Source organism: Terrabacter sp. Root181, assembly GCF_001428505.1.
Taxonomy (GTDB): Bacteria; Actinomycetota; Actinomycetes; order Actinomycetales; family Dermatophilaceae; genus Terrabacter.
This window is the reverse complement of sequence record NZ_LMHU01000010.1, coordinates 280002-305587: the sequence shown is the minus strand read 5'-3', so window position 1 is coordinate 305587 and position 25586 is coordinate 280002. Positions and strand designations below refer to the sequence as shown.

Here is a 25586-nt window from a genome sequence, read left to right as displayed (position 1 = left end):
CCACTCGATGACTGAAACCCCCAAGTGCTTCGTCAACATACCGGAACAGGGCGCCCTCGATGCCGGAAATCGCACACCTTGGCACCCTCCAGGGAGATCACGATCGGATGTCGCCCGAATTGTCGTCTTTGGGCACCTGACCTGCGACGACGACCCCCTCGTCGACCAGCGAGTGCACGGCTGAGCGGACCAGGTCAGACAGGTCCCCGGTCGGTGGCTGCCCCAGGAGAGACACGAGCTCGACCTCGAGCTCGGCCAGCGTCCGCCCCGGTCCGACGGCAGAGTGGACGGCGTGGCCCAGGGGCGAGAGCCGCACGACGCGGTGCCCCGCGGCCCCTGCGACGAGGACGACCGTTCCGTCGTCGGTCGAGTACGTGTCGAGCAGGTCGCCCCGAACCAGGACGGTGTCGGGCCCGAGGACCGGCTCCGTGTCGCTCACCGCGACCTCCCGAGGACGTCGGCGACGACCGGCTCCACGTCAGCCGCGTCGTGGTAGCGGACCCGTCGCAGCCCACCGACCGACTCCACGAGGTCGGCCAGCCGATGGAGCGGGCGGTCGAACGACGCGAGCGAGGAGGACTCCGGGGCCAGCAGGACGAGGGCGTCGAGCAGGTCGACCTGCTCGACGACCACAGGTTCGCCGGCCTCGCGGTCCCGTCGCAGCAGCACCATCCCGGCGAGCCACGGCTGCACCTGCGGTGGTCGGAGTCCTAGAGAGGCAGGTGCGACCTCGTCCTTGGGCTGCCCGGGCTCCGTCCGACGCACGGACAGGGGCTTGGAGTACGCGGCGACGGAACGGTCCGCAGCAACCGCGACGGTCTCGTCGGTGACGTAGCCCCGGCCCGGACCGAGCGTGCGCACGAGCGTCGTCTTGCCCGTGCCTCCGGGTGCGACCATCGCGATCGTCGCACCCGACCGCTGGTCGCTGAGCGCGGAGGCGTGGAACATCATCAGCTCGCCGGCACGGGCCAGGATCGCCGCACGGGTGACGAGCTGCGTCAGGGACTGGAGGGCCCGGGCGATGTCGTCCGCACCGGCGTCCACCACCAGCGCGGGCGCCGTCACCGAGGGGCACTCGACGACGGGCGGCGTGCGGCACGCCGACCACGCCTGTCGAGCGGGTGCCCGGAGTCGGTGGTCAGGGAGCGCGATCGCGATCGTCGCCCCGAGCGCCGCGACGTGCAGCACGGCCTCGTCGACGTCCGGGGCCGTCACTCGACGGCCCCGCGCTCGCGCAGCCGCTGGAGGACCACGTCGACCTGGTCGACCCGGCGGGCCCAGTCGGCGTCCGCCGCCCGCTCCCGGTCCGTCGCCGCGTGACCGTCGCCACCGGCGTCCGCGAGCGCCCTGACGACGGCGGCCGCGAAGGTCTCGTGCCCGGCGACGGTGACGAGCTCGTCGACGACGTCACGGAACCCGGCCACCGGCGTCGAGACCACGGGCCGACCCGCGGCCTGGTACTCGTAGAGCTTGATCGGGTCGAGGCTGTCCGTGAACGGGGTGACGACGTGGGGCACGACGAGCACGTCGGCGTGCTGGACGTAGGCCGGCACCTCGGAGCTGGGTCGGGCACCGAGCATGACCACACCGGCATCGTCGAGACGCGAACGCTGCTCAGGCGCGAGCGCGTTCGGTCCGACGAGCACGAGGTGGCGGGTCACGTCGAGCGCATGCGCCGTGGCGACGCAGAGGTCGATGTCGAGCCGGTCACCGTGAAGGGTCCCGACGTAGACCGCCACCGGTCCGTCGGGCAGGTCGGTCGGTCGGTCGTGCGCGACGCGATAGGCGGCGGTGTCGACGCCGTTGGGCACGAGCGTCACCTCCCGCAGCGCCCCCTTGCTCGCTGCGAGCGCGGGCGAGCACACGACCACCTCGTCGCACCGGGTCAGCAGGACCTGCTCCTGGGCAAGCACCCGCTCGGTCTCGGCCGTCGATCGCTCGGCGAGGGTCCAGTCGTCGGTGACGTCGTAGAGAGATGGCCACTGCGTGGCCTCGACGAGCAGCGACCCCGTGGGGTCGTTGACCCAGAGCAGCGGATCTGTCATGTCGAGAGTGCGCGTGGCGCGCAGCACCTGTCGGGCCCAACGCTCGTCGAGCCGACGGTCGACCCGGCGGGGCAGCCACTTCGTGGGTTCGAGCAGCCACAGGGCCTCGGCGCGGACGCCGTCGAGCGGCGGCCCGGCACGGAGTCCCCGACCGAGTCTCGGCTGACTCGCGCCGAGGGCGGCATGGAGCGGGTCGGTGGCCGGCTCCACGAAGAGCACTCGCAGGCCGGGGTCGCGGCGCAGCAGGCCGGCGACGAGGTGCTGGTTGCGACGCCACACGCGGTCCCAGGCCTCGAGGGAGGTGACGACGAGGTCCATCAGACCACGCCCCGGTAGACCGCCGCGGTCTCCTGCGCCTGGTGCGCGGGCGTGAAGCGGTCGCGCTGGACACCCTGCAGCGCCGCGGCGTACCCGTCGCGACGCTCCGGGTGCCCCGCGAGCTCGCGGAGCAGCTCTCCGGCCCGGTCGGCGTCGCCGGGCGGGTGCAGTGCGGCCCCGGCAACGGCTCCGACGGTCTCGAGGTGGCCGCCAGCGCCGACCGCGACGACCGGCAGGGCGGCGGCCATCGCCTCGAGCACCGTGAGTCCGAGGCCCTCGATCTGGCAGGGCGCGAGCAGCACGCCAACGCGCTCCATGAGGGCCGGGACGTCGCTGCGGTGCCCCAGGAAGCAGGTCGCCTCGGCGATGCCCAGATCGTCCGCGAGCTCCGTCAGCCGCCGGCGCTCAGCACCGTCACCGGCGACCTCGAGGCGCCACCCGTCCGCGGCGATGCCAGAGGCCGCGAACGCGCGGAGCGCCACGTCGGTGTCCTTCTCGGGTTCGAGCCGCTGGGCCACGAGCACGACGCGGTCGCGGTCCTGCGCGGTGCGGGTGCTCGTGGTCGAGTCGACCCCGGGATGGATGACGACACTCGCGCCCGCGATCATCTCGGCCACGTAGTGACTGATCGCGATCTGGGCGTCGACCCGGCGGGCGGCGGCTGCCGCCGCGACGGCCGAGACGCGGTTGCTGCCGCGGTCGCGGGCGAAGTGCCGGGTGACGACGAGGGGCGTACGGACCCCGACCAGCGCTGTGGCACAGGCGATCTCGGCTGCGGTCATGTGGGCATGGACGACGTCAGCATGGCTCGCCCACTGGCGCACGGTCGCGAGCACCTGGGTGACGGTGGCCGCAGGACGGGTGCGGACACCGGGTCCGGCGGCGTCGGTCATCCGGTCGGGGTCACCGCCGAGCACGAGGACCTCGTCCCCGGCTGCGAGCTGCGCTCTGGCCAGTCGGGCGACATGGCTCTCGACGCCTGCGAACGCGTCGGAGCGGATGGCGTGCAGGATCCTCACGCCGCTGCCCCGCCGACCCCGGCCGACGTGGAGCGCCCCGGACGCAGTCCGGTCAGCAGGTCGAGATAGCGCTGGGCGACGGTGGCCCACGAATGCCGCTCCGCGCTCTCCCGCGCCGCCGCAGCCGCAGCAGCCGGGTCGAGTGCGAGGACGCGCGCGAGACCTGCGGCGAGCTCGTCGGGGTCGGCCCCGACGACGGCACCGTTGACACCGTCGGTGACGACGTCGGGGACGCAGCCGGTGGGGGTGGCGACGACAGGAACGCCGCAGGCGAGCGCCTCGAGGACGACGAGCCCATAGGACTCGTAGGCACTCGGCATGGCGAGGGCGTCCGCGGCGTGGAGCCAGGGCCGGGGGTCGGAATGGGCGCCGGCGAAGACCAGGCGATGGGCAAGCGCGGTGGCGGGCTCCCGGGCGGCCTCCGACGCGATCATGTCAGGAGTGCCCCCGACGACCACCAGACGGACCTCTGGCCCTAGCCGCGCGACCGCGTCGACGAGCATCGGCAGGCCTTTGCGCCCGAACTCGTTGCCGATGAAGAGCACCATCCGGTCGTCGCCGCCGAGCCCCAGCTCACGACGGGCCGCGTCCCGCTCGGTGGGAGTCGGCGGCCGGAAGCGCTCGACGTCGACACCGTTGCCGATGACGACGGTCGGGATCGCGAGGCGAGGGTAGGACTCGCGGAGCAGCCGCTCCTCTTCGGTGACGAGGTTGACGACGACCCGGTGGCTGCCTGCGTGCGAGTATCGGCGCCGGTCACGGGTCGTCGTGAAGAGGTGGAGGGGGTTGCGGGCCATACGGACCCAGTGGTGGCCACGCGCCCGCATGGCGGCCTGGACGATCCCGTGGTTGACGTAGACGTCGCCAGCCACCGCGTCGTTGTGGCACACCGACAGCTGCTCCGGATGGTCCCGCAGGTAACGACGCGCGCGGGCCGTGCCCACCGTCGAGAACCAGACCACGCGCCCGACAAGCGCCAGCCGCCCCGACACGCCCCCGCGGGGTGTCGAGAGCCAGGCGCCGCCCGCCTCATCGAGAGTAAACCGCCGGACGTCGACGCCGAGCCGCAGCCATTCCTGCTCGAGGTGGTACGCCACCGCCCCCACCCCCGTGCCCGGACCGATCTCGGGTGTGATCTGGACGATGGTCGTCACGCCGTGCCCACCGGTAGACGAGAGCTGATGGCGACATCGGTGGTCGTCGCGATCTCTCGTTCCGCATGCCAGCTCGCACCCAGGCAGAGCCCGAGAACGACGAAGGGCAGGGAGCCCTGGACCGCCGACCAGAACAGGTCGAACTGGCCCTGAACCACGCGCGACACGAGCACGGCAACCGCCATGGAGCCATACGCCGGGTCGAGCCGCCACGCCACTCGCAGGGAGACGACCATGAGCAGCACGAAGGCGGCGAGCCCGACGACCCCGACGGAGGTCAGCACCTCGATCTCGGCGTTGGGCGGCTGGAACTGGAACGGGAACCTGTCGGTGTACCACCAGCGCAGCCCGACGCCGAACCAGGGGTCTGACGACCACACGGTCATCGAGTCCTGGAACCACGTCAGACGCTGGAAGACCGAGTTGAACTGGTTGCCCGACTGGACCTGGTCCTGCACGAGGTTGGTCACGAAGAGCACGAGTGGGGCGGCGAGGAGCAGCACGAGCTTCGACCTCCTGCGATCGGTCTTCGACCGGAGCACGAGGACGAAGACCGCCGCCACGAGACCGATGACCGCCTGTCTCGACTGTGTGAACAGCACGGCGGCGAGCATCAGAGCCATGAGCAGGATTGACCATCGCCGGTTGATGCCCGCCCACGTCGGCCTGGCGTAGACCATGACCGCTCCGGTGGCACACACCGTGCCGGCGAAGTTCTTGTGCATGCCGTAGGGAAAGGTGGGGTAGACCGCTGAGAAGTCTCCCTGGGCAAGGTGCACGCTGCCCTCGATGACGGTGATGAGAGCCAGAACCGCGATGGTGCCGACGAGCAGACGCACACCGGCCCGGCCATGGCCGTTGGCGCCGACGGCCCAGCCGACGAGAAGGGACCCGGCCACCAGGACCCATGCGTGCGCCCACTCGACGGCATTGGCGGCGTACGGGTTGTTGACGACACTGATGAGTGTGGCGAACTGGTAGAGGGCCGAGGCCCAGAGTACGGCGCGCAGCCCCGATGAGAACGGGCGCTTGGCGAGGAAGAGCGCCGGGATCACCGCAGCGGCGAGAGCGAAGTCAGACAGGGACAAGTCGATCCCCCCACTGCCGATGCGCAGGACCACGAGCAACAGGGGCAGGACGGCAAGCGGGATGAGCCCCGGCTGGACCGCGGTGACTCCGATGGCGAGCACAGCGACGGCGATGATGACGGCGGCCTCGGGCATGGTGACCGCGAGACGCCCGACGAGCGCGACGAGGGCGACACCAGCGAGTGTGAACCCGACCTGCGCGAGGAGGTCGGTGCGGCCCGGACCGCGGAGCCGCTCGGGGAACAGACTGCTCACGACGCCTCCGACCGGACGGGCGTCGCGGTGTCGGGACGGGCGGTGCCCGTCGGCGCAGGGCGCCGCGCGTCGTCGGGACGCACCTCGGACCGGACGGGACCGGCGAGGTAGAGCCGCGCCCGGGATCGGGCGGAGCGCCCACGCTCACCACGGAGCAGGACTCCGCGCACGGTCGAGCCGGTGACCTGCCCAGCGCGGGCCACCTGCCAGCCGAGGGCGCCGAAGTGCTTCCGGAGATAGACCTCCTGGGCCGCGTGGAAGTGCCCCTCACGCCGGGTCGGGTCGGTGCTCGTGGCCGCACCCACGTGCGTGGCTCGTGCAGCCGGCACGACCGCGTGCCGCCAACCGAGCAGGCTCGCGCGCTGCGCCCAGTCGGTCTCCTCCGCATAGAGGAAGAAGCGCTCGTCGTCGAAAGGCCCGACGTGCTCGATGGCCTCGCGGCGGAGCAGCAGCACCGCGCCGATGACGTAGCGGCTGCGCCTCAGGCGGCCGAGTCCGGCCGCCTCGACCCACGTCCCGAGGGGCGACGGGAAGGGCCACTCGACGCGCGCCGGTGTGCCGGTGGCATCGACCTGTGTCGGTCCGACGCTCGCGAGGTCGGGCTCGGCGAGCAGGGCGGCGCGCAGCAGCGCGACGTCTCCCGTGCCGACGACGGCATCCGGGTTGACGAGGAGCACGTCGGCGCGCGGATCGACACGTCGCAGCGCCTCGTTGACACCGGCGCCGAAGCCGCCGTTGCGCCCCGGGTCGACGTAGCGGACCCCGGCGGCCTCGGCGACGGCCCGCACGTCAGGTGACGACGAGTTGTCGACGACGGTCACCGACAGCGCGCCGAGCGGCTCGAGCGCCGAGGCGAGCAGCTCGGGCCGGCCGTACGCGACGACGACGACCTCGAGCCCACGCTCGTCGGTGACGTCCGTGGACCACTGCTTCGTCGCGGCGCGGTACATCGCGTCGTGCTCGACCGCGACTCGGTCCCAGGACGTCGTCGCAGCCCGGGCGAGCCCCGCGGCACGCAGCCTCTGCGCGACGTCGGGGTCGTGCACCACGGCTCCGATCGCCTTGGCGAGCTCGGCGGCGTCGCCCTCGGCGACGACGATGGCGGCCTCGCCGACCACCTCGGGCAGCGCCCCGCTGTCGCTGACCACGACGGGGGTGCCGCAGGCCATGGCCTCCAGGGCGACCCGGCCGAACTGCTCGACCCAGGAGGGGGTCGTCAGCGATGGGACGACCAGCACGTCGAGGGAGTGGTAGAAGTCGGGCAGCCCCTCGGGTGCGAGCGCGCCGAGGAGCTCGACGCGGTCGGCGACGCCGAGCCCCTCCGCCAGCTCGACCAGCCGGTGCCGCTCGGGTCCGTCACCGGCGAGGCGTACGCGTACGGCCGGCTCGAGGGCCACTGCGCGCAGGAGCACGTCGGCCCCCTTGGCCGCGTCGAGGCGTCCCGCGAACCCGACGACGGGCACCTCGCGAGGCGTGACGGCATACGCGGGTGGTGTGTAGACGTTGAGGTCGGTGCCGAGGTCGATGGTGCGGGCCCGACCCGGGAAGCCCTTGCGCTCGGCGATGTGCCCGGCGGCCTCGTTGCACACGTTGAGGCCGCTCGCGTGCCTCAGCGCCATCCGCTCGAACCAGCGGAACGGGACGGGGTGGCGCTTGTCGAGGTTCTGGGCGGAGTAGAGCAGGTACGGGGCGCGCTGACGGCGCAGCCACCGGAGCAGCAGCACCTCGGCGGTCGCGAGGGCGAAGGGCTCCTCGTGGACGTCGATGACGTCGACGGGCCGGCCGAGAGCCCGCCACAGCGGACGCGGGTCGTAGAGGAAGAGGGCCGGGTGGGAGCCGATGGTCCGTGCGGGGACGACGGGTTCGTCAGGGCGCACCGACAGCGCGACGCGGCGCCCACCCTCCGACCACGCGGCAGCCGACACGACGTCGACGCGGTGGCCCAGGCGACGCAGAGCCCGCTCCCGTTCACGCCACGCGTCGACGACGGCGCTGTGGGACACGCGCAGTGCCCACATGACCACTCACCCCTCTCCCCGTGCCGAGCCCCGGATGTCTGCGACTCGGCACAACCCCTTGGATGATATGGGAGGATCGCCGCACGTACTGTCGAGTTGAGGCGTGGGGGGCAAAGTGACGTTCCGGGAGTTCCTGGGCGTTCTGGGGGCACGGTGGCGGGTCATCGCGGTGAGCCTGCTCGCCGTGATCGCGGCCGCAGCGGTCCAGACGATGGTGACGCCTGCCGTCTACACCGCCAGCGCGAAGATCTTCCTGTCCGCCACGCAGCCGCCCGGGGCGGGCACGAACAACCAGGTCGTGACCTACGCCCTGAGCGCCGACGACCTGGCCAGGTACATCGACGTCCTCAACGCGCCGTCCGTCATCGAGCCCCTGCGCGACCGACTCGGTCTCGAGCCCGGGACGCCCATCGCGGTGTCCGCGGAGGTGGGTCAGACCTCCAACGTCATGACGATCACCGCCACCGGGGGCAGCCCGGAGCTGATCGCCCGCATCGCCAACACGGCGGGCCCCGTGCTCGCCGAGGTCGCGACGAAGAAGTTCTCCCCGCTCCTGGCCGCCAACGGGCAGTCGGTCGAGGCCACGCCGATCGCGCCGGCCACCGTGCCCACCGAGCCCGTGTCCCCCAACGCCAAGCGCAACCTCATGCTCGGTGCCCTGCTCGGCCTGGCCCTCGGCATCGGCCTCGCGCTACTCCGACACACCTTCGACACGAAGGTGCGCACCGAGGACGACGTCAAGGCCCTGTCGAACCGTCCGATCCTCGGTGACATCCCGATGGTCAAGTCGGTCAAGAGCGGCCTGCTCTCGCTCGAGAGCGACCCGCACGGGCGGCACGCGGAGTCGATCCGTCGCCTGCGCACCAACATCCTCTTCGTCGACGTCACCACGGCCGGCCACTCCTTCGTCGTCACGTCGTCGGTGCCCGGTGAGGGCAAGACGACGACGACGATCAACCTCGCGCTCGCGATGTCCGACGCCGGGTCCAAGGTGCTGCTCATCGACGGCGACCTGCGCAACCCCTCGGTCGCGAGCACGATGGGTCTCGACGGCTCGTTCGGACTGACCACCCTCCTGCTCGGTCAGGCCGACCCCGAGGACGTCGTCCAGCGGTGGCGCGAGACGACGCTGCACGTGCTGCCGGCCGGGCCCGTCCCGCCCAACCCGAGCGAGCTGCTCGGCTCGGAGCCGATGGAGATCCTCTTCGGCAAGCTGTCGCACGACTACGACTTCATCCTCGTCGACAGCCCCCCGGTCGTCCCGGTCATCGACGCCGTGCTCATCAACAAGCTGACGCACGGGCTCATCATGGTCGTCGGGGCCGAGCGCACGAAGAAGCGCGACCTCGCGAGCGCCGTCCAGTCCCTCGAGACGGTGGACGCCCCGGTCGCGGGCTTCGCGCTCAACATGGTGTCGGCCGGCTCGTCGACCGCGCACCGCTACGGCTACTACGGCTACAACCGGGGCGCCGACGCGAAGCCGAGCCGCCGCGAGAGGCGAGCACAGGCCAAGCGCCACGCCTGACCCCGGGCCACGGTGGGGCGGGTGGCGCCCGCGACGCCCGGCGCTCGGGCTCAGCCCGGCGTGCCGGGCGCCTCCGTCGGTGCAGTCACGAGCAGATCCCGCGCGCCCAGGTCGGCGACGAACGCCGCGACGTCGGCGGCGATGACCTCCTCGGACTGCCCGAAGGCCTCGGCGACGCGAGCGACCCAGCCGGTCGCGGGCTCCGTCGTCGCCTCGACCCAGATCAGCGCAGCCGCACCTTCGAGCACGACGATCGGTCCGCCGGGCAGGTGTGCGACGTAGACGCACTGTCCGTCGTCGCTCACGGTGACCCCTGCATCCGGTCCGGGCCGGTAGGCGGCGGTCACTGCTCTCGCTCCCCGGTCGCCCGGGAACCACGGGCGCGACGCGCGACCTGCTCCCGCAGGCCGCGTGCCGGCCGGCCGAAGAACTCGGCCACGATCTCGCGGCGCGTCACCGGTCGGCCGCGCACGATCGTCAGGTGCTCGACGTTGACGAGCACCGACCGTGACGCGACCGTGAGCTTTGCACGCAGCCCGTGCGCCGCCCGGACCCGGGCCCGCCACTCGTCCATGCGGGTGCCGCCCCGGGACGCGACGCGCCAGAGGTCGTAGGCCGGGTCGTCGCGGTGGTCGTCGAGGGTGCCCGTGATGACGGAGAAGCCCAGTCCGGCGTCGAGCCGCTCGACCCAGTCGAGGATGCGGGCGCGCCGGGCCTGGTCGGCGGTTGTCCACACCCAGTCGACGTCGTGGGCGGCCTTCGGGTCGCTGCCCCCGCGCGCGGCATGGAGCAGCAGGAGTGCGGCTTGGGCGTCCCGCGAGGGGACGGCGCACTCGACGCCGCCCAGCACCCTCGTCGTGCGCTCGGCCCAGAGGGTGTCGAAGGCGCGCCCGGGCGTCGGCCCGGTGCCCGGGTAGATGCGGTGCAGGTCGAGCAGTCCGAAGTCGCTGTGCCGCAACGTCGCCGAGTGCTCGAACGACGAGCCGTACGCGAAGGAGTTGATCAGCTCCCACCCGTGGTGGCGCAGCTCGTCGAGCAGCATCCGCACGTGCTCGGGCCGGGCCAGCACGTCCGCGTCGGAGAAGCCGCGGCCCGGCACCAGTGTCGGGTCGAGCGCCGCGCCTTTGACGTGCAGCAGGTCGGCGCCGCACCGGTCGGCGATCCACTGGAGGCAGGCGTGCGCGAATCCGATCCGGACCTCGAGAGGCACCGTGGCCCCCGCTGCGGGGGCCTCCGTCGCCTCGTGGGTTGCCATCGCGCGAACCCCCATAGACTGCAAGCGGACTGGTCGATCGCACCATAACAGCCCCGCAGGAGGCGCACGTGCCGCATGGCGATCGCCTCCGCTGGGCCGGTCTCGCGGTCGCCGCCGCGGCGGCCTTCGTGGTGACGGCGCTCGCGTCGACCCGCACCGGAGTCGGGGTGTCCGTCGACGAGGCCACGCGCAACTGGGTCCTCAACGAGCTGCCCGTGCCGCTGCGCCAGGGTCTGGACCGGCTGGCGCGTCCGCTCGTCATCGTCGTGCTTACTCCCGCGGTGCTCGTCCTCGCGCTCCTGGCCCTGGTGCGACGTGGCTGGCAGCGGGCCCTCGCCGGCGTCGTCATCCCTGCGGCAGCGACGTTCATCGCCCTCGAGCTGCGCGTGCGCGACACCTTCGGCATCGGCGGGGACGCCTTCCCGTCCAACCACGCGGCTGCGGGCCTCGGCCTGCTCGTCGGGGTGGCTGTCGTCTGGCCGCGTCCGGTCACGCGACACGGTCTGGTCGGACTGGGTGTGGCCGCGTTCTGCATCGGTCTCGGCAACGTCACGTGGTACGCCCACCAGCCCCGTGACGTCGTCGGCAGCGCGCTGCTCGTGGTCGCCGTGGCCGCCGCGACCTTCGCCGTGGTCGGCGGCGACTCCCCCAACCTCGCAGCGGAGGTCCGGGCCCGCGGCTCGGCGGACCCTGCCGGCACCAGCGACGCCCGCGAAGGCGGCGACCCCGACCGGGTCGCCTGAGTCAGTCGCCGACCGAGCGCCAGACCCGGGCGTGCCCCTCGGCGCTCGCCTCCCAGGTGAAGCGACGCGACCGCTCGAGGCCGCGGCGCGCCATCGCCTCGACGTCGTCGCCACCCGCGAGGACGTCGAGGATCCCGTCGGCGAGCGCCCCGCCGGTGGGCTCGACGAGCAGGCCGCCGTCGCCGACGACCTCGGGCAGCGACGACCGGTCGGAGGCGACGACGGGCACGCCCGTGGCCATGCCCTCGAGCGCCGGAAGCCCGAAGCCCTCGACGAGAGAGGGGACGACGACGACGGACGCGGCGGCGTACAGCCTCGGCAGCACCTCGTCGGAGACGCGCCCGACGAAGCGAACGCCGGGCAGCGCGCCGAAGAGCTCGGTGCGCCGGGCGTGCGGCGGCCCGGCGAGGACGAGCGTCACGTCGGGGCGGGCGGAGTGCACCCGCGGCCACGCCTCGGCCAGCGCGGCGAGGTTCTTGCGCTCGGACGCCCCGCCGGCCGTGAGGACGTACGGGCCCTCGACCCCCAGCCCGGCCAGCGCGTCGGCGCCGAGCGGCGCCGCGCCGAAGTAACGGTCCTCCACCCCGTTGGGCACGACGACGGGGTCCTCCAGCCCGAGCAGGTCGACGGCCTCCGCCGCGGTGAAGGCCGAGACGCAGACGACGGCCGCGGCCCGGCGCAGCTCGTGGGCCGCGGCGGCTACGGGCGCGGACTCATCGGCGTAGCGCCACGCCACGACGTCGTGGAGGGTCACGACCTCGCGGGGCGCGGGCGGCAGCTCGAGGTTCATCCGGTGCACGAGACCACCGCGGGCGTACGCGAGACGGCCGGCCGCCGCGCGAGCGCTCGGGGACGCGTCCCCGAGCCAGCCCATCGGCAGACGGAGCGTGCCGGCCAGGGGCGACCGCAGCGAGCGCGCCACGACGTGCCGGACCCGCCAGTCCTCATCCGGCCCGGCGAGTGCCGCCAGGGCGGCTGCCGCACGCGAGACGATGTGTCGCTCGTAGGCCTGCGCGCCCATGGGCACCGCCGTCGCGGTCGTGACGATGGTGAGCCGGGGCACGCTTGTTCCTGCCTGTCGGGGTGCTGGTCGAGTGCGGGACGGTCCGCCCTCGCATCGTAGGGTGATACCGCACGCGAGCCGGTCAGCTCGCGGCGCCGACCGAGAGGAGCCGCGATGGGTGGTGTCGGTAGGCCCCGCATCGCGCTCGTCACCTCGTCCTACCACCCGCACCTCGGCGGGGTGGAGTCGCACGTCCGACACGTCGCGCGCGAGCTGCGCGGCCGGGGCACCGAGGTCGAGGTCTGGACCGTCGACCGCGGCGAGCACCTCGGAGTCACCGAGCTCGACGGCACCGTCGTGCGCCACCTGCCGACTCCCATGCCGGCACGGTCCGGCAGAGCCCTCATGAGCTTCGGGCTGGCCGCGCCCCGCGCCTGGAAGGCGTGGAGATCGGCGTTCCGCGCCTTCCACCCTGACCTCCTGCACGTCCAGTGCTTCGGCCCCAACGGGGTATATGCCGCCGCACTGGCCCGCAGAGCAGGGGTCCCCCTCGTGCTGTCGAGTCACGGCGAGACGACGGCGGATGACCACGACGTCTTCGGCACCTCAGCCCTGCTTCGACTGGGACTGCGGTGGGCGATCTCCGCGGCTGCGACGACAACAGGCTGCTCGGAACCCGTGCTCGAGGACCTTCGGAATCGCTTCGGCCTCATCGGTGGGGAGGTCGTACCGAATGGTGTGGGACCGGCCCCGACGAAGACATCCTCGAGCGTCCTGCCCGACGATCTCGACCTCGGTGACGGCCCCTTCGTACTCGGCGTGGGCCGACTCGAGATGACGAAAGGCTTCGACCTGCTCGTCGAGGCGGTCGCCGGCATGGATCCCGACCTGCGCGTCACGCTCGTCCTCGGCGGCGACGGATCGCAGCGTGAGGCTCTGCGGTCCCTGGGCGACGGGCTCGGTCTCGGCGACCGCCTCAGGCTCGTCGGTCCTCTCGACGAGGCCGCGGTCGACGCGTGGATGCGGCGGGCGGACGTCGTCGTCATGCCGAGCCGTCGCGAGGCCTTCGGCATCGTCGCCCTCGAGGCGTGGCGCGCCGGGACCCCCCTCGTCGCCACCAGCCTCGGCGGCCCGGCGTCGTTCGTCACGGACGGCGTCGACGGCGTGCTCGTCGACCCGGTCAACACCGCGGCGGTGGCCCACGTCGTCGAGTCGCTCCTGCACGACCCTGCTCGGCGCTCGGCCCTCGGCGCGGCCGGCGAGGCGTCCGCTCGCCGCTACTCCTGGCAGGCGGTGGCCGAGTCCTACGCGGCGCTCCACGCGGACGTCCTGCGACCCGAGAACGAGGGTGCCGCGGACCAGGGGTCCGTGAGCGCCGGCGGACCCGGCCGCGAGGGGCCGTCGAGCCGCTGAGCCTCGAGCCGTCAGGACGTGCCGGGTGCGTCGAGGGCGCGGCCGGTGAGCAGTCCGAGCACCCACGGGCCGACACGACGCGCCGGTCGGGGCAGCGCCCGGATGATGGCGTCGGCGTCGGGCACCGTCAGGCCCGAGCGGGTCACCCGCAGGACGGCGACGTAGACCAGGCCACCCACGACCGCGACGCCGAGGGCGCGCAGCCACTCGTTGCCGGGGGTGACGTCACCGGCGACCATCAGGACGCCGGCCAGGGCTGCCCCGACGAAGCATGGCAGGGCGTCGCGCATCGCCAGCGACACCGTGATGCCCAGCCCGCGCAGCTCCGACCGGGTCAGCAGCAGCAGGCTCGTCATCGAGCCGCCGACGTTCGCGATGACGGCACCCCACACCCCGAGAGGCGGGATGAGGGCGAGGGCGAGGACCACGTCGACGACGAGCGCCACCGACGTCGCCTTGAGCATCTCGCCGGCCGACAGCCGGGCCGAGACGAAGGCCACGACCGGGCTCGCGACGGTGACGAAGCCCGCCGAGACGCCGAGGGCGACGACGACCGGGCCGGCCTCGACGAACTCCGGACCGTAGAGCACGGGCACGAGCACGGCGAGCGGCACGACGGCCACCGCCTCGACGAGCCCGACGACGGTGGCCCCGGCCCGCAGCACGCGCCGGAAGGCCGGCCGCACGGCCGGTGCGTCGACCTCCATGAGGCCCGAGATGGCTGGCACGAGCGGGCCGACGAAGGCCTGGGCGGGCGCGAAGACGTGCCCGGCGAGCCCGAAGGCCAGGGCGAAGACCCCGACCGCGGCCGGCGCCGCGAGCCAGTTCATGAAGAAGATCTCGCTGCGCGACATGACCAGCCCGCCGATGACGCTGGCCAGGCCCACGGGCACGGCATAGCGCCAGAAGCCGGTCGGCATCCCCGTGGGCAGGACCGGTCGCAGCACGGCCCGGCGGTAGACGGCCGAGATCGGCACGAGGCAGAGTGCGACGGCCGCCCCGCTGACGATGAGCCGTATCGTCCAGACGGCGTCGGGGGTTCCGACGACGAGCACGACGGCGACGACCGCCACCTGGGTGGCCAGCGACGTGACGAGCGCGATCTTGGCGCCGTCGGCGGTCTTGTTCTCGATGGTCAGGCAGGCGACGGCACCGTCGAGCGCCGCTGGGACGACGATGCCGAAGACGATGGCGATGACCATGGCGCTCGTGGACACGTCGGCGAAGAGCAGCACGACGACCGAGAGCACGGGCATGACGACGAGGAGTCGGAAGCCCTGCGACTGCGAGAGCAGCCTGGACACCGCCTCGGTGCGCCCGGCGGCGTGGGCCTTGGCGCCGAACTGGATGACGGCAGAGCCGAACCCGGCCGTCAGCATCCGGGAGACGACCTCCATCAGGGCGGTGAGGAAGGCGAGGCGGCCGTAGTCGGCGGCACCGAGCACGCGGGCCATGAGCAGGTTGACGAGGAAGGCGACGGGGATGGCGATGAAGGTGTGGATGACGGTCCAGACGGCACCGCGGACGGCACCCTCCTGCAGACCCTCCCGGCTCATCTGCCCCGCGGGCTGCGCCTCGAGGTCGTCGACCTGGCGGTCGGGGAGGAGCAGGTCCGCCTCGACCTCGGCGGCCGCGGGCGTGCTCGGGAAGCCCGCCGGGGTCGCGTCGTCGGGGCGCGGGTCGGCCGCGCCCTCGTCGGGTCGGTCACTCGCCACGTCCGACCCCGTTCACCCGGTCGAGGGCGTCCATCAGCTCCGCGCTGCGCACCGTGTGGACCTTACGGCAGAAGGGTGAGCCCGAGGCCCGGATCTCGTCGAGGTCGTCGATGCCGAAGGTCCGCGTCGTGTCGTCGCCCGCCATCCACACCGAGTACGACACCGGGCGCGCGACGGCCGGCGGTTGCTGCCGGGCCAGCACCGTCTGGACGGCTGACTCGTCGGGGATGACCGAGCGCTCGTAGACCCGTCGCAGCGGGCTCCCCTCACCGAGCTCGCGCAGCACGAGATCGAGGCGTTCCCGGTCGAGCGCCAGCCACTGGGAGCCGAGGTGGATCGCGGAGGAACCGGACGGCATACGGCCGCGGAGGCCCACGTGCGCACCACGGCCCCGCGCGACGACGCGGAGCGACACGAGGGGCTCGGTGCGGTGGGCCAGCGCCCAGAGCGCCCGACCGGGGAGGCGTCCGGAGCGCAGGACCCCGTCGAGCGCACCGACGGGGTACCAGCGGTGGGTGTAGCGGGTCAGCTCGTCGTCGCCGGTGCCGTGGCGGCTCCCCCAGGCGCGGGCGTAGGCGAGCTCGCGTGCGGTGCCCTGCCAGCCGCCGGCAGCGAGCAGCTCGTGCTCCCAGGCCGAGAGCGGCCGCACCGGGTAGCACTGGCCGGACACGAGCACCAGGAGGTCGGGGTCGACGGCGTCACGGGCCTCACGCATCGCCTCGAGGGTGACCTCGACGAGCTCCCACGACCCCCAGTCGGTAGCTCTGCCGTGGCTGCGGACGTGCACGCGTTCGTCATCGATGACGGGGGCCGGGGTGCGGCGCGCGTCGTGGGTGACGAAGACCGTCGCCTCGGGGCTCGACCGCAGGATGGCGTGCACGAGCCGGGTGACCTGGTCGGCCTCGGTGTGGCTGAGGACGACGTATGCCGCGGGCACTGGTCAGGCCCGGGCCGTATGCCGGTCGCCGAGGCGGGTGCGGACGGCCGCGGTGGTGCCGGCGGCGAGGCCACCGAGCGCTGCCGAGGCGTGCAGCGCCCGGCCGCCGATGGTGCGGACGCGCTCGCGCGGGGTGCGCTCGCCGTCGACCACGGCCTTGGCGGCGTCGACGGCGTTGCCCCCGACCTCGCGCAGGGCCGTGCCGTAGAAGCGCCGCAGGATCGGGGCGCCCATGCCGAACGTGTGCGACAGGAGCACGACGTGGTTGCGGTGACCGTAGAAGGTGTAGCGCACGTCGAAGCGGCGCCCCCGGGTGTAGGGCGCCGCGACGTGCTCGACGAGGGCCGTCGGCGTGTAGACGATGCGATGGCCGGCCCGACCGAGGCGCAGCATGATGTCACTCTCCTCGCGCAGGCAGGTGCCCGGGAAGAGATCGATGATGCCGCCGATCTGCTCGAGCGCCGATCGCCGCACCGACATGTTGGCGCCGAGGACATGGTCGACGTCGAGGTCGCGACCGGTGTCGGCGGCGAAGTTGCCGGTCAGCGTGCCGTCGGGCAGGAGGCGTCCGACGGCGTCGAGCCCCTCGTGCTCCTCGCCGGGTCGCCCGTTGCTCGCGCGTCCGCCCACCGCGCCGACCGCCGGGTCGGCGTAGCGGGCCACGATGTTCTCGAGCCAGTCGGGCTCAGCGTAGGCGTCGTCGTCGACGAAGGCGATGATGTCGGACCGCGTCTCGGCGACGCCGATGGCGCGCGACGTCGCGAGCGTGCCCGGGCCGGCGTCGTTGCGGATGTAGCGCACACCCGGGAAGTCGGCGACGACGTCGGCCGTCAGGCGGTGCGGCGACGAGTCGACGACGACGATCTCGTCCGGCGTGAGCGTCTGGCGACCGAGGTGCTCGAGGCAGATCCGCACGTTTTCGGGGCGGTTGAACGTCGCGACGACCACGTCGGCGGAGGGCGAGGAAGCCGGCATGTGCGGAAGTATGTCAGCAAAGCTGCACGGACCGACCGAGTTCGGGAAGGTCGTGGGTAGCCTCAGGATGTGCCCACAGCCCCCACCTTGCCCGACCGGCCGCTACGTGTGGCGATCCTCGATCACACGGCCGAGCTGGGCGGCGCGGAGCTCGCCCTCGTGCGTCTGCTGGAGAGTCTGGATCCCTCGCGGATCGAGCCTGTCGTGCTCCTCTTCTCGACGGGTGCGCTGGAGGAAAGGCTCCGGCTGGCGGGCCATCGGGTCATCGTGGTGGCGCTCGACCCGGGCATCCGGGACGTGGATCGCGCCGTCGGCCCGGTGGCTGCCTTGCGCGCAGGCGTGGCAGGGGCCGGGTTCCTCACGCGACTAGTCGCGACGTTGCGGCGCATGGAGGTCGACGTGATCCACTCGACATCTCTGAAGGCCGACCTGCTCGCCGTGCCTGCGGCGATGGCGCTGCGCACCCCACTCGTCTGGCACATCCACGATCGCATCGCCGACGACTACCTCCCGGCGCGGACCGTGCGCGCGATCCGCACTCTGGCGCGTCGCCTTCCCTACGCGGTCGTCGCCAACTCCGCCGCCACCGCGGCCACGCTGCCCGGGGCCCGCCGGCTCACGGTGGCCCACCCGGGCGTGTCCGACAGCCAGCTGGCCGCCGCTCCGAGGGACCACCAGCCCATCGGTGCCGGCGTCATCGGCATGGTGGGACGTCTGAGCCCGACCAAAGGTCAGCTCGTCCTCGTGCGGGCGGCGAGACGGGTGGTCGACGCCCGTCCGGGCACCCGCTTCAGGCTGCTCGGTGATGCGGCGTTCGGCGCCGAGAGCTACGCGCGCAAGGTCAGTGAGACGATCGAGGAGCTGGGCCTCGGCGAGCACGTGGACCTCGTGGGGTTCGTGGAGGATCCCCGCAGGGAGCTCGACGCCCTCAGCGTCTGTGTCCACGCATCTACCGTGCCGGAGCCGTTCGGGCAGGTAGTGACCGAGGCGATCGCGTGGGGCGTGCCAGTCGTCGCGACGAGAGGTGGCGGTGTCGACGAGATAGTGCGCACGACCCCCGTCGGTTCGCAGACGGGTCTGCTTGTCGAGCCGGGCGACGAGGTCGGCCTGGCCGACGCGATCCTGGAGGTGCTCGACCACCCCGACGACGCCCTCGCACGGGCGGCGCGCGCCCACGCCGACGTCTCCCGGCGGTTCACCGCAACGCAAACCGCTGAGACCATTACGTCCGTGTGGCAGTCCGCTGCCTCATTCGCGGCCCCCCGACCGCGGGTCGCCATCGCGCACGACTATCTCACGCAGCGCGGCGGCGCCGAACGGGTCGTCCTCGCGCTGCACCGCGCCTTCCCCGACGCGACGATCCACACGACCCTCTACAACCCGGACGGCACCTACCCGGAGTTCGGCGACGCGCACGTGGTCGTCTCCCCCCTCAACCACATCGGCGCGCTCCGCCGTGAGCACCGGGCTGCTCTCCCCCTGCTGCCGTATGCCGTGTCGCGCCTTCGCGTAGATGCCGACGTCGTCGTGGCGTCGAGCTCGGGGTGGGCGCACGGGGTGCCGACGACGGGCCGCAAGCTCGTCTACTGCCACGCCCCGGCCCGATGGCTCTACCAGGCCGACGCCTACCTCGGGGACGAGGCAGGCCGCTCGTTGCGGGCGCGTGCGCTGGGACTGCTCGGCGGGTGGCTACGCCGCTGGGACCGTCGAGCCGCGGCGTCCGCCGACCGCTACCTCGCGAACTCGACCGTGGTGCGCGACCGCATCGCGGCGGCATACGGGATCGACGCTGAGGTGCTGCCCCCGCCCTATGGCATCGACCCTGCCGACCCGCAGCAGCCGGTGCCCATGCTGGAGGACTGGGCCGACGGCGGCTACCTTCTGCTCGTCTCGCGTCTGCTGCCCTACAAGAACGTCGACGTCGCGGTTGCGGCCGTGCGCGGCCTGCCCGAGCGGCTCGTCGTTGTCGGATCCGGCCCGCTCGAGGCCCGGCTGCGCGCCCAGGCACCCGACAACGTCCGCATCGTGACCGGGCTCAGCGACGCGCAGCTGCGGTGGACGTACGCCCACGCCCGCACGCTGCTCGCGCCGAGCCTCGAGGACTTCGGGCTCACCCCGCTCGAGGCCGCGGCCTTCGGGGTACCCACGCTGGCCCTCCACGCCGGTGGCTACCTCGACACGATCGACGAGCGCGTCAACGGGACCTTTTTCGAGGAGGCGACCGCCGCTGCGGTTCGTGCCGCCGTCGTGGCCGACCGTGGCCGAGCGTGGGACGCCGCGGCGATCCGGGCGCACGCGGAGCATTTCTCGGAAGAGCGCTTCAACGAACGGATCCGCGCAGAAGTCGCCGCTCTCGACATCTGACCTGTTGGATCACTCCCCGGCTGGGAGCCGGCGCCGAACGCTCAGGAACAGGCTGCGCCCAAGCACCTGAGGGCTGATTCCGGCAGCCGCGCGGAGGTGGTGTGCCGCATCGATCCGACGTCCCTGCGCGAGGGCTGCCCGCGCTGCATCAACGGCTTGGGAACCGTAGATCTCCTTGCTTCGCCGTAGCCCTGCCTTTGCCGCACGTACCGTCTCGCGGTCGCCCCTTGCCTGGGCGCGCAGGCGGTGCTGCTCGAGGATCAGGCGCCGCTCGCGCGATCCGCGGGCGTAGTCGCGAGATGCGTTCTGACCGTGCAGGTGCACGTCCACGAGGGCCTCATGGACCACGACCGGCGCATGTCCCGAAAGGAGAAGGCGCAGGAAGAGGTCCCAGTCCTGGGTTTGGGCCAGCAACGGACTCTGGCCGCCGACGCGGAGGTAGTCGGAACGACGGACCATTGCGCTGCTCTGGCACACCATCTGGTCTGCCAACAGCTTGCGGTAGCTCAGGTCGCGCTGGTCTCCACCGACCCGGGACCCGTCGACGACCCAGGTGAACCACGTGCACCAGAAGCCGGCATCGGGGTGCTCAGACACAGCCGTCAGCTGCCGCTCGAGCTTCTCTGGGTGCCACAGATCGTCCTGGTCAATGAAGGCGACGAGCTCCGCCTTGGCGACCTCCACGGCGACGTTCCGTGCCACCGAGACGCCCTGGTTCTCCTGGCGCAGATGCACGACCCGGGGATCCACGTCCCGCACCCAGTCGACGGGGGTGTCGGAACCGTCGTCGACCACGATCACCTCGAGGTTCGCGACCGTCTGGCCGAGGACGGACGTCAGAGCGAGGGAAAGGTCAGTCCCCGGGTTGTGGACAGGGAGGATGACGGACACCTTGGGCATCAGATGAAAGTAGCGCAGTGCTGCCTCGCGCACGCCACCAAGAGGTCGTGGCTAGCCTCCACCGACCTTGCGCGCGCGACATGGCAGCCCGCTGCGCTCCACGGGCCAGTAGATTCCATGACGTGACCGACCTTCCGCAGCAGGACCTTTATCACGACAACCCACGGCTGGATGTCGCACCCTTCATCCCCACCGGCGCGCGCTCGGTGCTCGAGGTCGGGTGCGGCAAGGGTGGCTTCGGTCCTACACTTCGCCGCACGCTGGGCGAGCAGGCGCGGATCGTCGGTATCGAGCCGGTCCCTACTCAGGCAGCCGTGGCTCGCACCGGCCACGGATTCGACGACGTAATCGACGGGTACTTCCCGCAGGGGCTGAGAACCGAGGACACGTTCGACCTCGTGTGCTTCAACGATGTCTTGGAGCACGTCGTCGACCCCTGGACGACTCTGGCGTCGGCAACCGAGCGCCTCAACCCCGGCGGTCACGTCGTGGCGGCGATTCCAAGCATCCAGTACGCGCCCGTGACGATCGCCTTGCTGCGAGGCCATTGGGACTACACCGACGACGGGACATTGGACCGAACCCACGTACGCTTCTTCACCCGGCAGACGATGGTGGAGATGTTCGAAGGGGCGGGCCTCGAGGTCACGGCGTGCGAGGGTGTCAACTCCGTGTACGACGAGCGCTGGAACCGCCGTAGTCCGCTACGCCGCGCCTGGACCGCCATCATCCCCGACTCCACCTGGCTGCACTTCGTCGTGGTGGGGCGCCGACCATCCTGAGGTCTGTCACACCCGACTAGCTGACGGCGCGCACCACGAGGAGCCAGGCGACGACGGGGGCGCCGACGACGAGGATGATCGCGAGGACACGAAGCGCGGCCGCGTGGCTGTAGACCTTGGCGACGACCGCCCCGAGGATCCCGACGGCGAAGATGGCGAGGGAGTAGTTCGCGAACATCGCGCTCAGCTCGACGATCTCGGGCGACTTCGTGATGTTGGCGATCGTCGCGGCCTTGCCGGCCGGCCCCCACGGCGCGGGCAGAGGCACCTGGGCCAGCAGCAGGGCCGCGAGTCCGAGCACGTCGGTGCGCACGTAGGAGCGCCTCAGGGCCGAGGCCTGCCGACGGCTACGCACCGACGGCTGCACCGACGGCCTGGGCGGGGTGAACGCGCGCGGAAGGGTGAGCAGCAGCCCCGGCAGGCCCGCCAGCCCCGCGAGGAAGGCGGCGTAGAGCTTGGGGTGACCGTCGGAGGCGAAGGCGAAGACGGTCACCAACGGGACCGTGGCGTGCATGAGCACCCACACGTAGCCCACGAAGGCCAGGGACGCCCCGATCGCGAGGGGGACGTCGGCGCTCACGCGTCGTGTCAGTCCTCCGGGCATGGCGCATAGTGTAAGCAGCCGTGCGATCGGCTTCTGACACCTAGACTTGCGCCGTGGACAGCACCCGAGAGCGCGACACCGACCTGTTCGAGCCCCAGGTCGCGGCCGGCGCCGGCTCCTCCGGAGGATCCGGCGGGTCCGACGGCGACGACTGGGACGGAGACTCGCCTGCCGACGGTGGCTCGGGCCGCCGCGAGAAGAAGCGCAACCGCAAGGTGCTCGTGGCCGCGCTCGTGCTGCTGCTCGTGCCCGTGCTCGCCGTGGGCGGCTACCTCGCGTGGCTCAACCACATCGTCACCAACAACGTGAAGCAGGAGCTGCTCCTGCCCGACGACGGGTCGGCGGGCAGCCAGCCGACCGACCAGAACGGCAACGTGGTCGTGCAGCCGGCGGGCAACGGGACCAACTACCTCGTCATCGGCAGCGATGCCGGTCCGGGCCGCGTGGGCGGTCGCTCGGACGTCATGGTCCTCGTGCACGTGCCGGCCGACCACTCCGCCGTCACCCTGATCCACTTCCCGCGCGACCTCTACGTCTCCATCCCGGGCAAGGGCAAGAACAAGCTCAACGCCGCCTACGCGTTCGGTGGTCCCCCGCTGCTCGTCGAGACGATGCAGAACATGCTCGGCGTGCGCATCGACCACGTGGCGCTCGTCGGGTTCGAGGGGTTCCAGGCGATGACCGATGCCGTCGGCGGCGTCGACGTCAACGTCGAGGAGTCGAGCAACCAGCCGCCCTACGTCTTCACCAAGGGCACCCAGCACATGGACGGTGCGATGGCCCTGGCCTTCGTCCGCGAGCGCAAGCAGCTGAGCGAGGGCGACATCTCCCGTGGTCGACGCCAGCTCGCCTTCATCAAGTCCCTCATGCTCAAGACCGTGAGCAAGGACGTGCTGACCAACCCGATCAAGCTCAAGGACTTCACCGAGGCGGCCACGAGCAACCTCACGGTCGACCAGAAGCTCGACGTCGGGACGATGCGCTCGGAGGGCCTGGCGCTCCGCGGCCTGCGCGGGGGCGACATCCGGTTCATCACGGCGCCCTTCACGGGTTTCGGCACGAGCCCGGCCGGCGCATCGATCGACATCGTCGACGAGGTCAAGATGGCCGACCTCGGCGACGCCATCCGCAACGACGAGCTCAACGCCTACCAGTAGGCCGCGGCGGGCACGGGCACACCCCGCGGAGCGGGGAGAGCGGGGTCAGACCCGCTTCCACGACGTCAGGTCGCGCTGCGAGGTCCACGTCTGGTTGCCGGCGACGATCCAGGCCGCACGCTCGGTGACCGACAGGCCGACGGTCCCGCGCTCGGGACTGGCGACGGGCACGCACGCGATGACCTCGGCGTTGCTGCCCTTGACCACCTTGACGAGCTGGACCCCCTTGCACGCGCCGACCATGCGGACGGCATACGTCGTCAGGCTGTCGTTGACGAGCAGGTTGCTGAGCGCGACCGCGCCCGGCGCGTCACCGGAGTCCGACCAGGTCGTCCCGCCGTCCTCGGTCACGACGACCGAGCCGTCGGCGCAGAGCGACTCGGCCTGCTCCGCAGACGTGCGCGAGAGGTCGAGGACGACCGCCTTGTCGCAGGGCGTCGCGGCCGGCTCCTTGGGGGTGAGCACCTGAGTGGGCTGGTCCAGCCGGCGCGCCCAGCCACCGACGACAACCGTCGGCGCCTGCCACGTCGCGCCCGCGTCACGGGAGGCGTACTGCTTGACGACGCAGTCCCCGCCCGCACCGATGACGAACGCGCGGGTCTCGTCCAGCGCCTGCACGCGGGCGAGGGCTCGGGCCGGTGACCGGCGCTTGGTCCAGGTCTGCCCGCCGTCGGCGGTGACCTCGACCGTCGCGCCACCGGTGTCGCAGGTGCCGGTCGTGGCGCGCCAGGCCGTCGCCGCGTCGAGCGCCGAGACGAGCCGGGTGACCGGGACGGCCTTGGCGGCCGGTGCCTGCGTCGTGCCTTGGGTCGGGCTCTTCGTCGCCGACGCGGGCGGACTCGTGGTCAGGGGGGCGGTCCGCGTCGTCGAGACCGGAGGCAGTGAGTGCGAGGTGTTCTGGCCCGACCGCAGGGCGAGCGCGACCAGCGCGACGTCGACCGCGAGGAAGGCGACGAGCCCTGCCGTCGCCATTCGGTTGTTCATTGCTGCAGCTCCCCCTCGACACGCCCGATGGCCCTTCCCCCGGGGGACATGCTAGAGGCGAAGCTGCCTGTCGCACGCGGCAGTCCGCGATCGAGTCAGGAGGGAGGTCGGCGAGCGGGCGGTGTGAGGGCGGCGACGACGACGGGGAGCTGCGCCTCGATCTCGGTCGACATCAGGTCATAAGCGGCAGAACCGCGCCCGTATGGGTCGGGTATGTCCGATTCGGCCGCGGTCCGGGCCTGGTGGAGCCCTCGGCGACCGCGGGCGACTTCCGCCACGACCGCCGCCCACGGCGTGTCTGGATCGGAGGCGGACGGGTCGGGGGCGTCGGTGGCGCCGACGAGATCGGCGTCGCGGACGAGGTCGGCGTCGCGGACGAGGTCGGCGAGCTCGCCGAGGGTGAAGGTCTTGCGCAGGGCTCGAGGGTGCAGGGCGACGGCTTCGGCACGGTGCTTCTGCGTCGCCGTGATGACGATGTCGGCGGCGTCGAGCAGGGCGGGAGCGAGCTGGCGCGAGGCGAAGCCCCGGGTGTCGGCGCCCACGGCCTCGAGGGCGGCCACGGAGCCGGGCTCGATGTCGGCGCCGACGAGGGCACGGGTCCCGGCGCTCTCGACGAGCACGTCCTGGCCCTCGAGCAGCTGCCGCAGGCGCCGCTCGAGGTAGGGCGAGCGGCACACGTTGCCCGTGCAGATGACGAGGACCCGGCCCACCGACCTCACCGGCGCACCCCGGCGAGCAACGAGGTGTAGGCCAGGCACGCCTCGAGCGTCGGCAGCAGCCCGGCGTCCGCGGCCGCGGCCAGCGTCGGGGCGGCGGCGTCCTTCGGCGAGATCACCGGCTGGAACCCGTCGGGCAGGACCAGCCCCACCTCCGGGTCGAGCGGGTTGATGCCGTGCTCGATCGAGGGTGTGAACACCTCGGAGCAGAGGTAGACGGCCGTGCCGTCCTCGACGCAGGCGAGCGCGTGCCCGAGGCCCTCGGCGAGGTAGACGGCCCGGCGGTCGAGGGTGTCGAGCACGACGGAGTCCCACTGCCCGAAGGTCGGGGACCCGACCCGGACGTCGACGACGAAGTCGACGAAGACACCGCCGGTCGCCGTGACGTACTTCGCCTGCGAGGGCGGCACGTCGGCGAAGTGGATCCCGCGGAGAGCTCCGGCCGACGAGACCGAGATGTTGGTCTGGCGCACCTGCAGCTCGTGGCCGATGGCCTCGGCGAGGCGGTCGGCGCGGAAGCCCTCCGCGAAGACCCCGCGGTCGTCGGGGAACTGGCGGGGCGTGATCTCGAAGGCTCCATCGATGCGGAGCGGGCGGATGTCCATCAGGTCCTCGC

At 72.3% G+C, this 25586-nt stretch carries 24 protein-coding genes; 6 read left to right on the top strand and 18 right to left on the bottom strand.

Features of this window, described 5'->3' with window-relative positions:
• Positions 1-97: 97 nt before the first annotated feature.
• The 7 genes from ASD90_RS21385 to ASD90_RS21355 are packed head-to-tail and all read right to left on the bottom strand — an operon-like array spanning position 98 to position 7882.
• On the bottom strand, positions 98-439 hold the full coding sequence (locus ASD90_RS21385) for a hypothetical protein (protein WP_056761002.1): 342 nt from the start codon (positions 437-439) through the stop codon (positions 98-100).
• Positions 436-1215 carry a hypothetical protein gene (locus tag ASD90_RS21380; RefSeq protein ID WP_056761000.1) on the bottom strand — a complete coding sequence of 260 codons (780 nt, stop codon included), beginning with the start codon at positions 1213-1215 and terminating at the stop codon, positions 436-438. The genes ASD90_RS21385 and ASD90_RS21380 overlap by 4 nt, the downstream gene beginning before the upstream one ends.
• Positions 1212-2363 (bottom strand): glycosyltransferase, encoded by a 1152-nt coding sequence (locus ASD90_RS21375; RefSeq protein ID WP_056760997.1) that lies wholly within the window; start codon positions 2361-2363, stop codon positions 1212-1214. Before ASD90_RS21375 ends, ASD90_RS21380 begins: the two co-directional genes overlap by 4 nt.
• Positions 2363-3382 (bottom strand): glycosyltransferase family 4 protein, encoded by a 1020-nt coding sequence (locus ASD90_RS21370; protein WP_056760994.1) that lies wholly within the window; start codon positions 3380-3382, stop codon positions 2363-2365. Before ASD90_RS21370 ends, ASD90_RS21375 begins: the two co-directional genes overlap by 1 nt.
• Positions 3379-4536, bottom strand: coding sequence for a glycosyltransferase family 4 protein (locus tag ASD90_RS21365; RefSeq protein ID WP_056760991.1), 1158 nt, complete (start codon positions 4534-4536; stop codon positions 3379-3381). Before ASD90_RS21365 ends, ASD90_RS21370 begins: the two co-directional genes overlap by 4 nt.
• Positions 4533-5879, bottom strand: coding sequence for an O-antigen ligase (locus ASD90_RS21360; protein WP_056760988.1), 1347 nt, complete (start codon positions 5877-5879; stop codon positions 4533-4535). The genes ASD90_RS21365 and ASD90_RS21360 overlap by 4 nt, the downstream gene beginning before the upstream one ends.
• Positions 5876-7882: a glycosyltransferase gene (locus ASD90_RS21355; RefSeq protein ID WP_235506855.1), complete on the bottom strand. Its 2007-nt coding sequence runs from the start codon at positions 7880-7882 to the stop codon at positions 5876-5878. Before ASD90_RS21355 ends, ASD90_RS21360 begins: the two co-directional genes overlap by 4 nt.
• A 118-nt stretch (positions 7883-8000) precedes the next feature.
• On the opposite strand from ASD90_RS21355, the gene ASD90_RS21350 reads away from it, so the two are divergent.
• Complete coding sequence (locus ASD90_RS21350; RefSeq protein WP_235506854.1) at positions 8001-9422, top strand: polysaccharide biosynthesis tyrosine autokinase; 1422 nt, start codon at positions 8001-8003, stop codon at positions 9420-9422.
• Positions 9423-9472: 50 nt separating this feature from the next.
• Here ASD90_RS21350 and ASD90_RS21345 read toward each other — a convergent pair whose 3' ends face one another.
• On the bottom strand, positions 9473-9727 hold the full coding sequence (locus ASD90_RS21345; RefSeq protein WP_157610644.1) for a PqqD family peptide modification chaperone: 255 nt from the start codon (positions 9725-9727) through the stop codon (positions 9473-9475).
• A gap of 38 nt (positions 9728-9765) precedes the next feature.
• The gene (locus ASD90_RS21340) at positions 9766-10677 is read right to left on the bottom strand and encodes a nucleotidyltransferase family protein (protein WP_056760979.1); all 912 of its coding nucleotides are present in this window, start codon (positions 10675-10677) and stop codon (positions 9766-9768) included.
• A gap of 68 nt (positions 10678-10745) precedes the next feature.
• On the opposite strand from ASD90_RS21340, the gene ASD90_RS21335 reads away from it, so the two are divergent.
• The gene (locus tag ASD90_RS21335; RefSeq protein WP_056760976.1) at positions 10746-11420 is read left to right on the top strand and encodes a phosphatase PAP2 family protein; all 675 of its coding nucleotides are present in this window, start codon (positions 10746-10748) and stop codon (positions 11418-11420) included.
• A 1-nt stretch (position 11421) separates the two neighbouring features.
• Here ASD90_RS21335 and ASD90_RS21330 read toward each other — a convergent pair whose 3' ends face one another.
• Positions 11422-12483, bottom strand: a complete 1062-nt coding sequence (locus ASD90_RS21330; RefSeq protein WP_056760973.1) for a glycosyltransferase family 1 protein — start codon at positions 12481-12483, stop codon at positions 11422-11424.
• Between the two features lie 114 nt (positions 12484-12597).
• Here ASD90_RS21330 and ASD90_RS21325 point away from each other — a divergent pair, with 114 nt between their 5' ends.
• Positions 12598-13836 carry a glycosyltransferase family 4 protein gene (locus ASD90_RS21325; protein ID WP_056760970.1) on the top strand — a complete coding sequence of 413 codons (1239 nt, stop codon included), beginning with the start codon at positions 12598-12600 and terminating at the stop codon, positions 13834-13836.
• A gap of 11 nt (positions 13837-13847) precedes the next feature.
• Here the strand turns inward: ASD90_RS21325 and ASD90_RS21320 are convergent, their stop codons facing one another.
• The 3 genes from ASD90_RS21320 to ASD90_RS21310 are packed head-to-tail and all read right to left on the bottom strand — an operon-like array spanning position 13848 to position 17463.
• Positions 13848-15551: a lipopolysaccharide biosynthesis protein gene (locus ASD90_RS21320; protein WP_056760967.1), complete on the bottom strand. Its 1704-nt coding sequence runs from the start codon at positions 15549-15551 to the stop codon at positions 13848-13850.
• A complete protein-coding gene (locus ASD90_RS21315; RefSeq protein WP_056760965.1) occupies positions 15541-16488 on the bottom strand; it encodes a hypothetical protein in 948 nt (315 codons plus the stop codon). Before ASD90_RS21315 ends, ASD90_RS21320 begins: the two co-directional genes overlap by 11 nt.
• Positions 16489-16491: 3 nt before the next feature.
• On the bottom strand, positions 16492-17463 hold the full coding sequence (locus tag ASD90_RS21310; protein ID WP_056760962.1) for a glycosyltransferase family 2 protein: 972 nt from the start codon (positions 17461-17463) through the stop codon (positions 16492-16494).
• Between the two features lie 69 nt (positions 17464-17532).
• On the opposite strand from ASD90_RS21310, the gene ASD90_RS24475 reads away from it, so the two are divergent.
• Entirely contained in the window at positions 17533-19827 is a 2295-nt protein-coding gene (locus tag ASD90_RS24475; RefSeq protein WP_082588942.1) for a glycosyltransferase, read from the top strand.
• A 9-nt stretch (positions 19828-19836) separates the two neighbouring features.
• Here the strand turns inward: ASD90_RS24475 and ASD90_RS21300 are convergent, their stop codons facing one another.
• Positions 19837-20727 (bottom strand): glycosyltransferase family A protein, encoded by an 891-nt coding sequence (locus tag ASD90_RS21300; RefSeq protein ID WP_157610645.1) that lies wholly within the window; start codon positions 20725-20727, stop codon positions 19837-19839.
• Between the two features lie 122 nt (positions 20728-20849).
• Here ASD90_RS21300 and ASD90_RS21295 point away from each other — a divergent pair, with 122 nt between their 5' ends.
• On the top strand, positions 20850-21509 hold the full coding sequence (locus ASD90_RS21295; RefSeq protein ID WP_056760957.1) for a bifunctional 2-polyprenyl-6-hydroxyphenol methylase/3-demethylubiquinol 3-O-methyltransferase UbiG: 660 nt from the start codon (positions 20850-20852) through the stop codon (positions 21507-21509).
• Between the two features lie 16 nt (positions 21510-21525).
• Here the strand turns inward: ASD90_RS21295 and ASD90_RS21290 are convergent, their stop codons facing one another.
• On the bottom strand, positions 21526-22113 hold the full coding sequence (locus ASD90_RS21290; RefSeq protein WP_235506853.1) for a hypothetical protein: 588 nt from the start codon (positions 22111-22113) through the stop codon (positions 21526-21528).
• Positions 22114-22166: 53 nt separating this feature from the next.
• Between ASD90_RS21290 and ASD90_RS21285 the strand changes: the two genes are divergently transcribed.
• Complete coding sequence (locus ASD90_RS21285) at positions 22167-23270, top strand: LCP family protein (RefSeq protein WP_056760951.1); 1104 nt, start codon at positions 22167-22169, stop codon at positions 23268-23270.
• 45 nt (positions 23271-23315) lie between these two features.
• On the opposite strand, the gene ASD90_RS21280 is transcribed toward ASD90_RS21285, so the two are convergent.
• The 3 genes from ASD90_RS21280 to ASD90_RS21270 form a co-directional block, all read right to left on the bottom strand.
• On the bottom strand, positions 23316-24254 hold the full coding sequence (locus ASD90_RS21280) for a hypothetical protein (RefSeq protein WP_157623245.1): 939 nt from the start codon (positions 24252-24254) through the stop codon (positions 23316-23318).
• A gap of 95 nt (positions 24255-24349) precedes the next feature.
• Complete coding sequence (locus ASD90_RS21275) at positions 24350-24973, bottom strand: hypothetical protein (RefSeq protein WP_162260233.1); 624 nt, start codon at positions 24971-24973, stop codon at positions 24350-24352.
• Entirely contained in the window at positions 24970-25575 is a 606-nt protein-coding gene (locus ASD90_RS21270; protein ID WP_056760940.1) for a dTDP-4-dehydrorhamnose 3,5-epimerase family protein, read from the bottom strand. The genes ASD90_RS21275 and ASD90_RS21270 overlap by 4 nt, the downstream gene beginning before the upstream one ends.
• Between the last annotated feature and the right edge of the window lie 11 nt (positions 25576-25586).

Coding starts and splice junctions, on each gene's coding strand:
- ASD90_RS21325 (WP_056760970.1), top strand. CDS start 12,598: ATGGGTGGTGTCGGTAGGCCCCGCATCGCGCTCGTCACCTCGTCCTAC.
- ASD90_RS21340 (WP_056760979.1), bottom strand. CDS start 10,677: ATGGCAACCCACGAGGCGACGGAGGCCCCCGCAGCGGGGGCCACGGTG.
- ASD90_RS21290 (WP_235506853.1), bottom strand. CDS start 22,113: ATGCCCGGAGGACTGACACGACGCGTGAGCGCCGACGTCCCCCTCGCG.
- ASD90_RS21310 (WP_056760962.1), bottom strand. CDS start 17,463: ATGCCGGCTTCCTCGCCCTCCGCCGACGTGGTCGTCGCGACGTTCAAC.
- ASD90_RS21270 (WP_056760940.1), bottom strand. CDS start 25,575: ATGGACATCCGCCCGCTCCGCATCGATGGAGCCTTCGAGATCACGCCC.
- ASD90_RS21280 (WP_157623245.1), bottom strand. CDS start 24,254: ATGAACAACCGAATGGCGACGGCAGGGCTCGTCGCCTTCCTCGCGGTC.
- ASD90_RS21375 (WP_056760997.1), bottom strand. CDS start 2,363: ATGGACCTCGTCGTCACCTCCCTCGAGGCCTGGGACCGCGTGTGGCGT.
- ASD90_RS21300 (WP_157610645.1), bottom strand. CDS start 20,727: ATGCCCAAGGTGTCCGTCATCCTCCCTGTCCACAACCCGGGGACTGAC.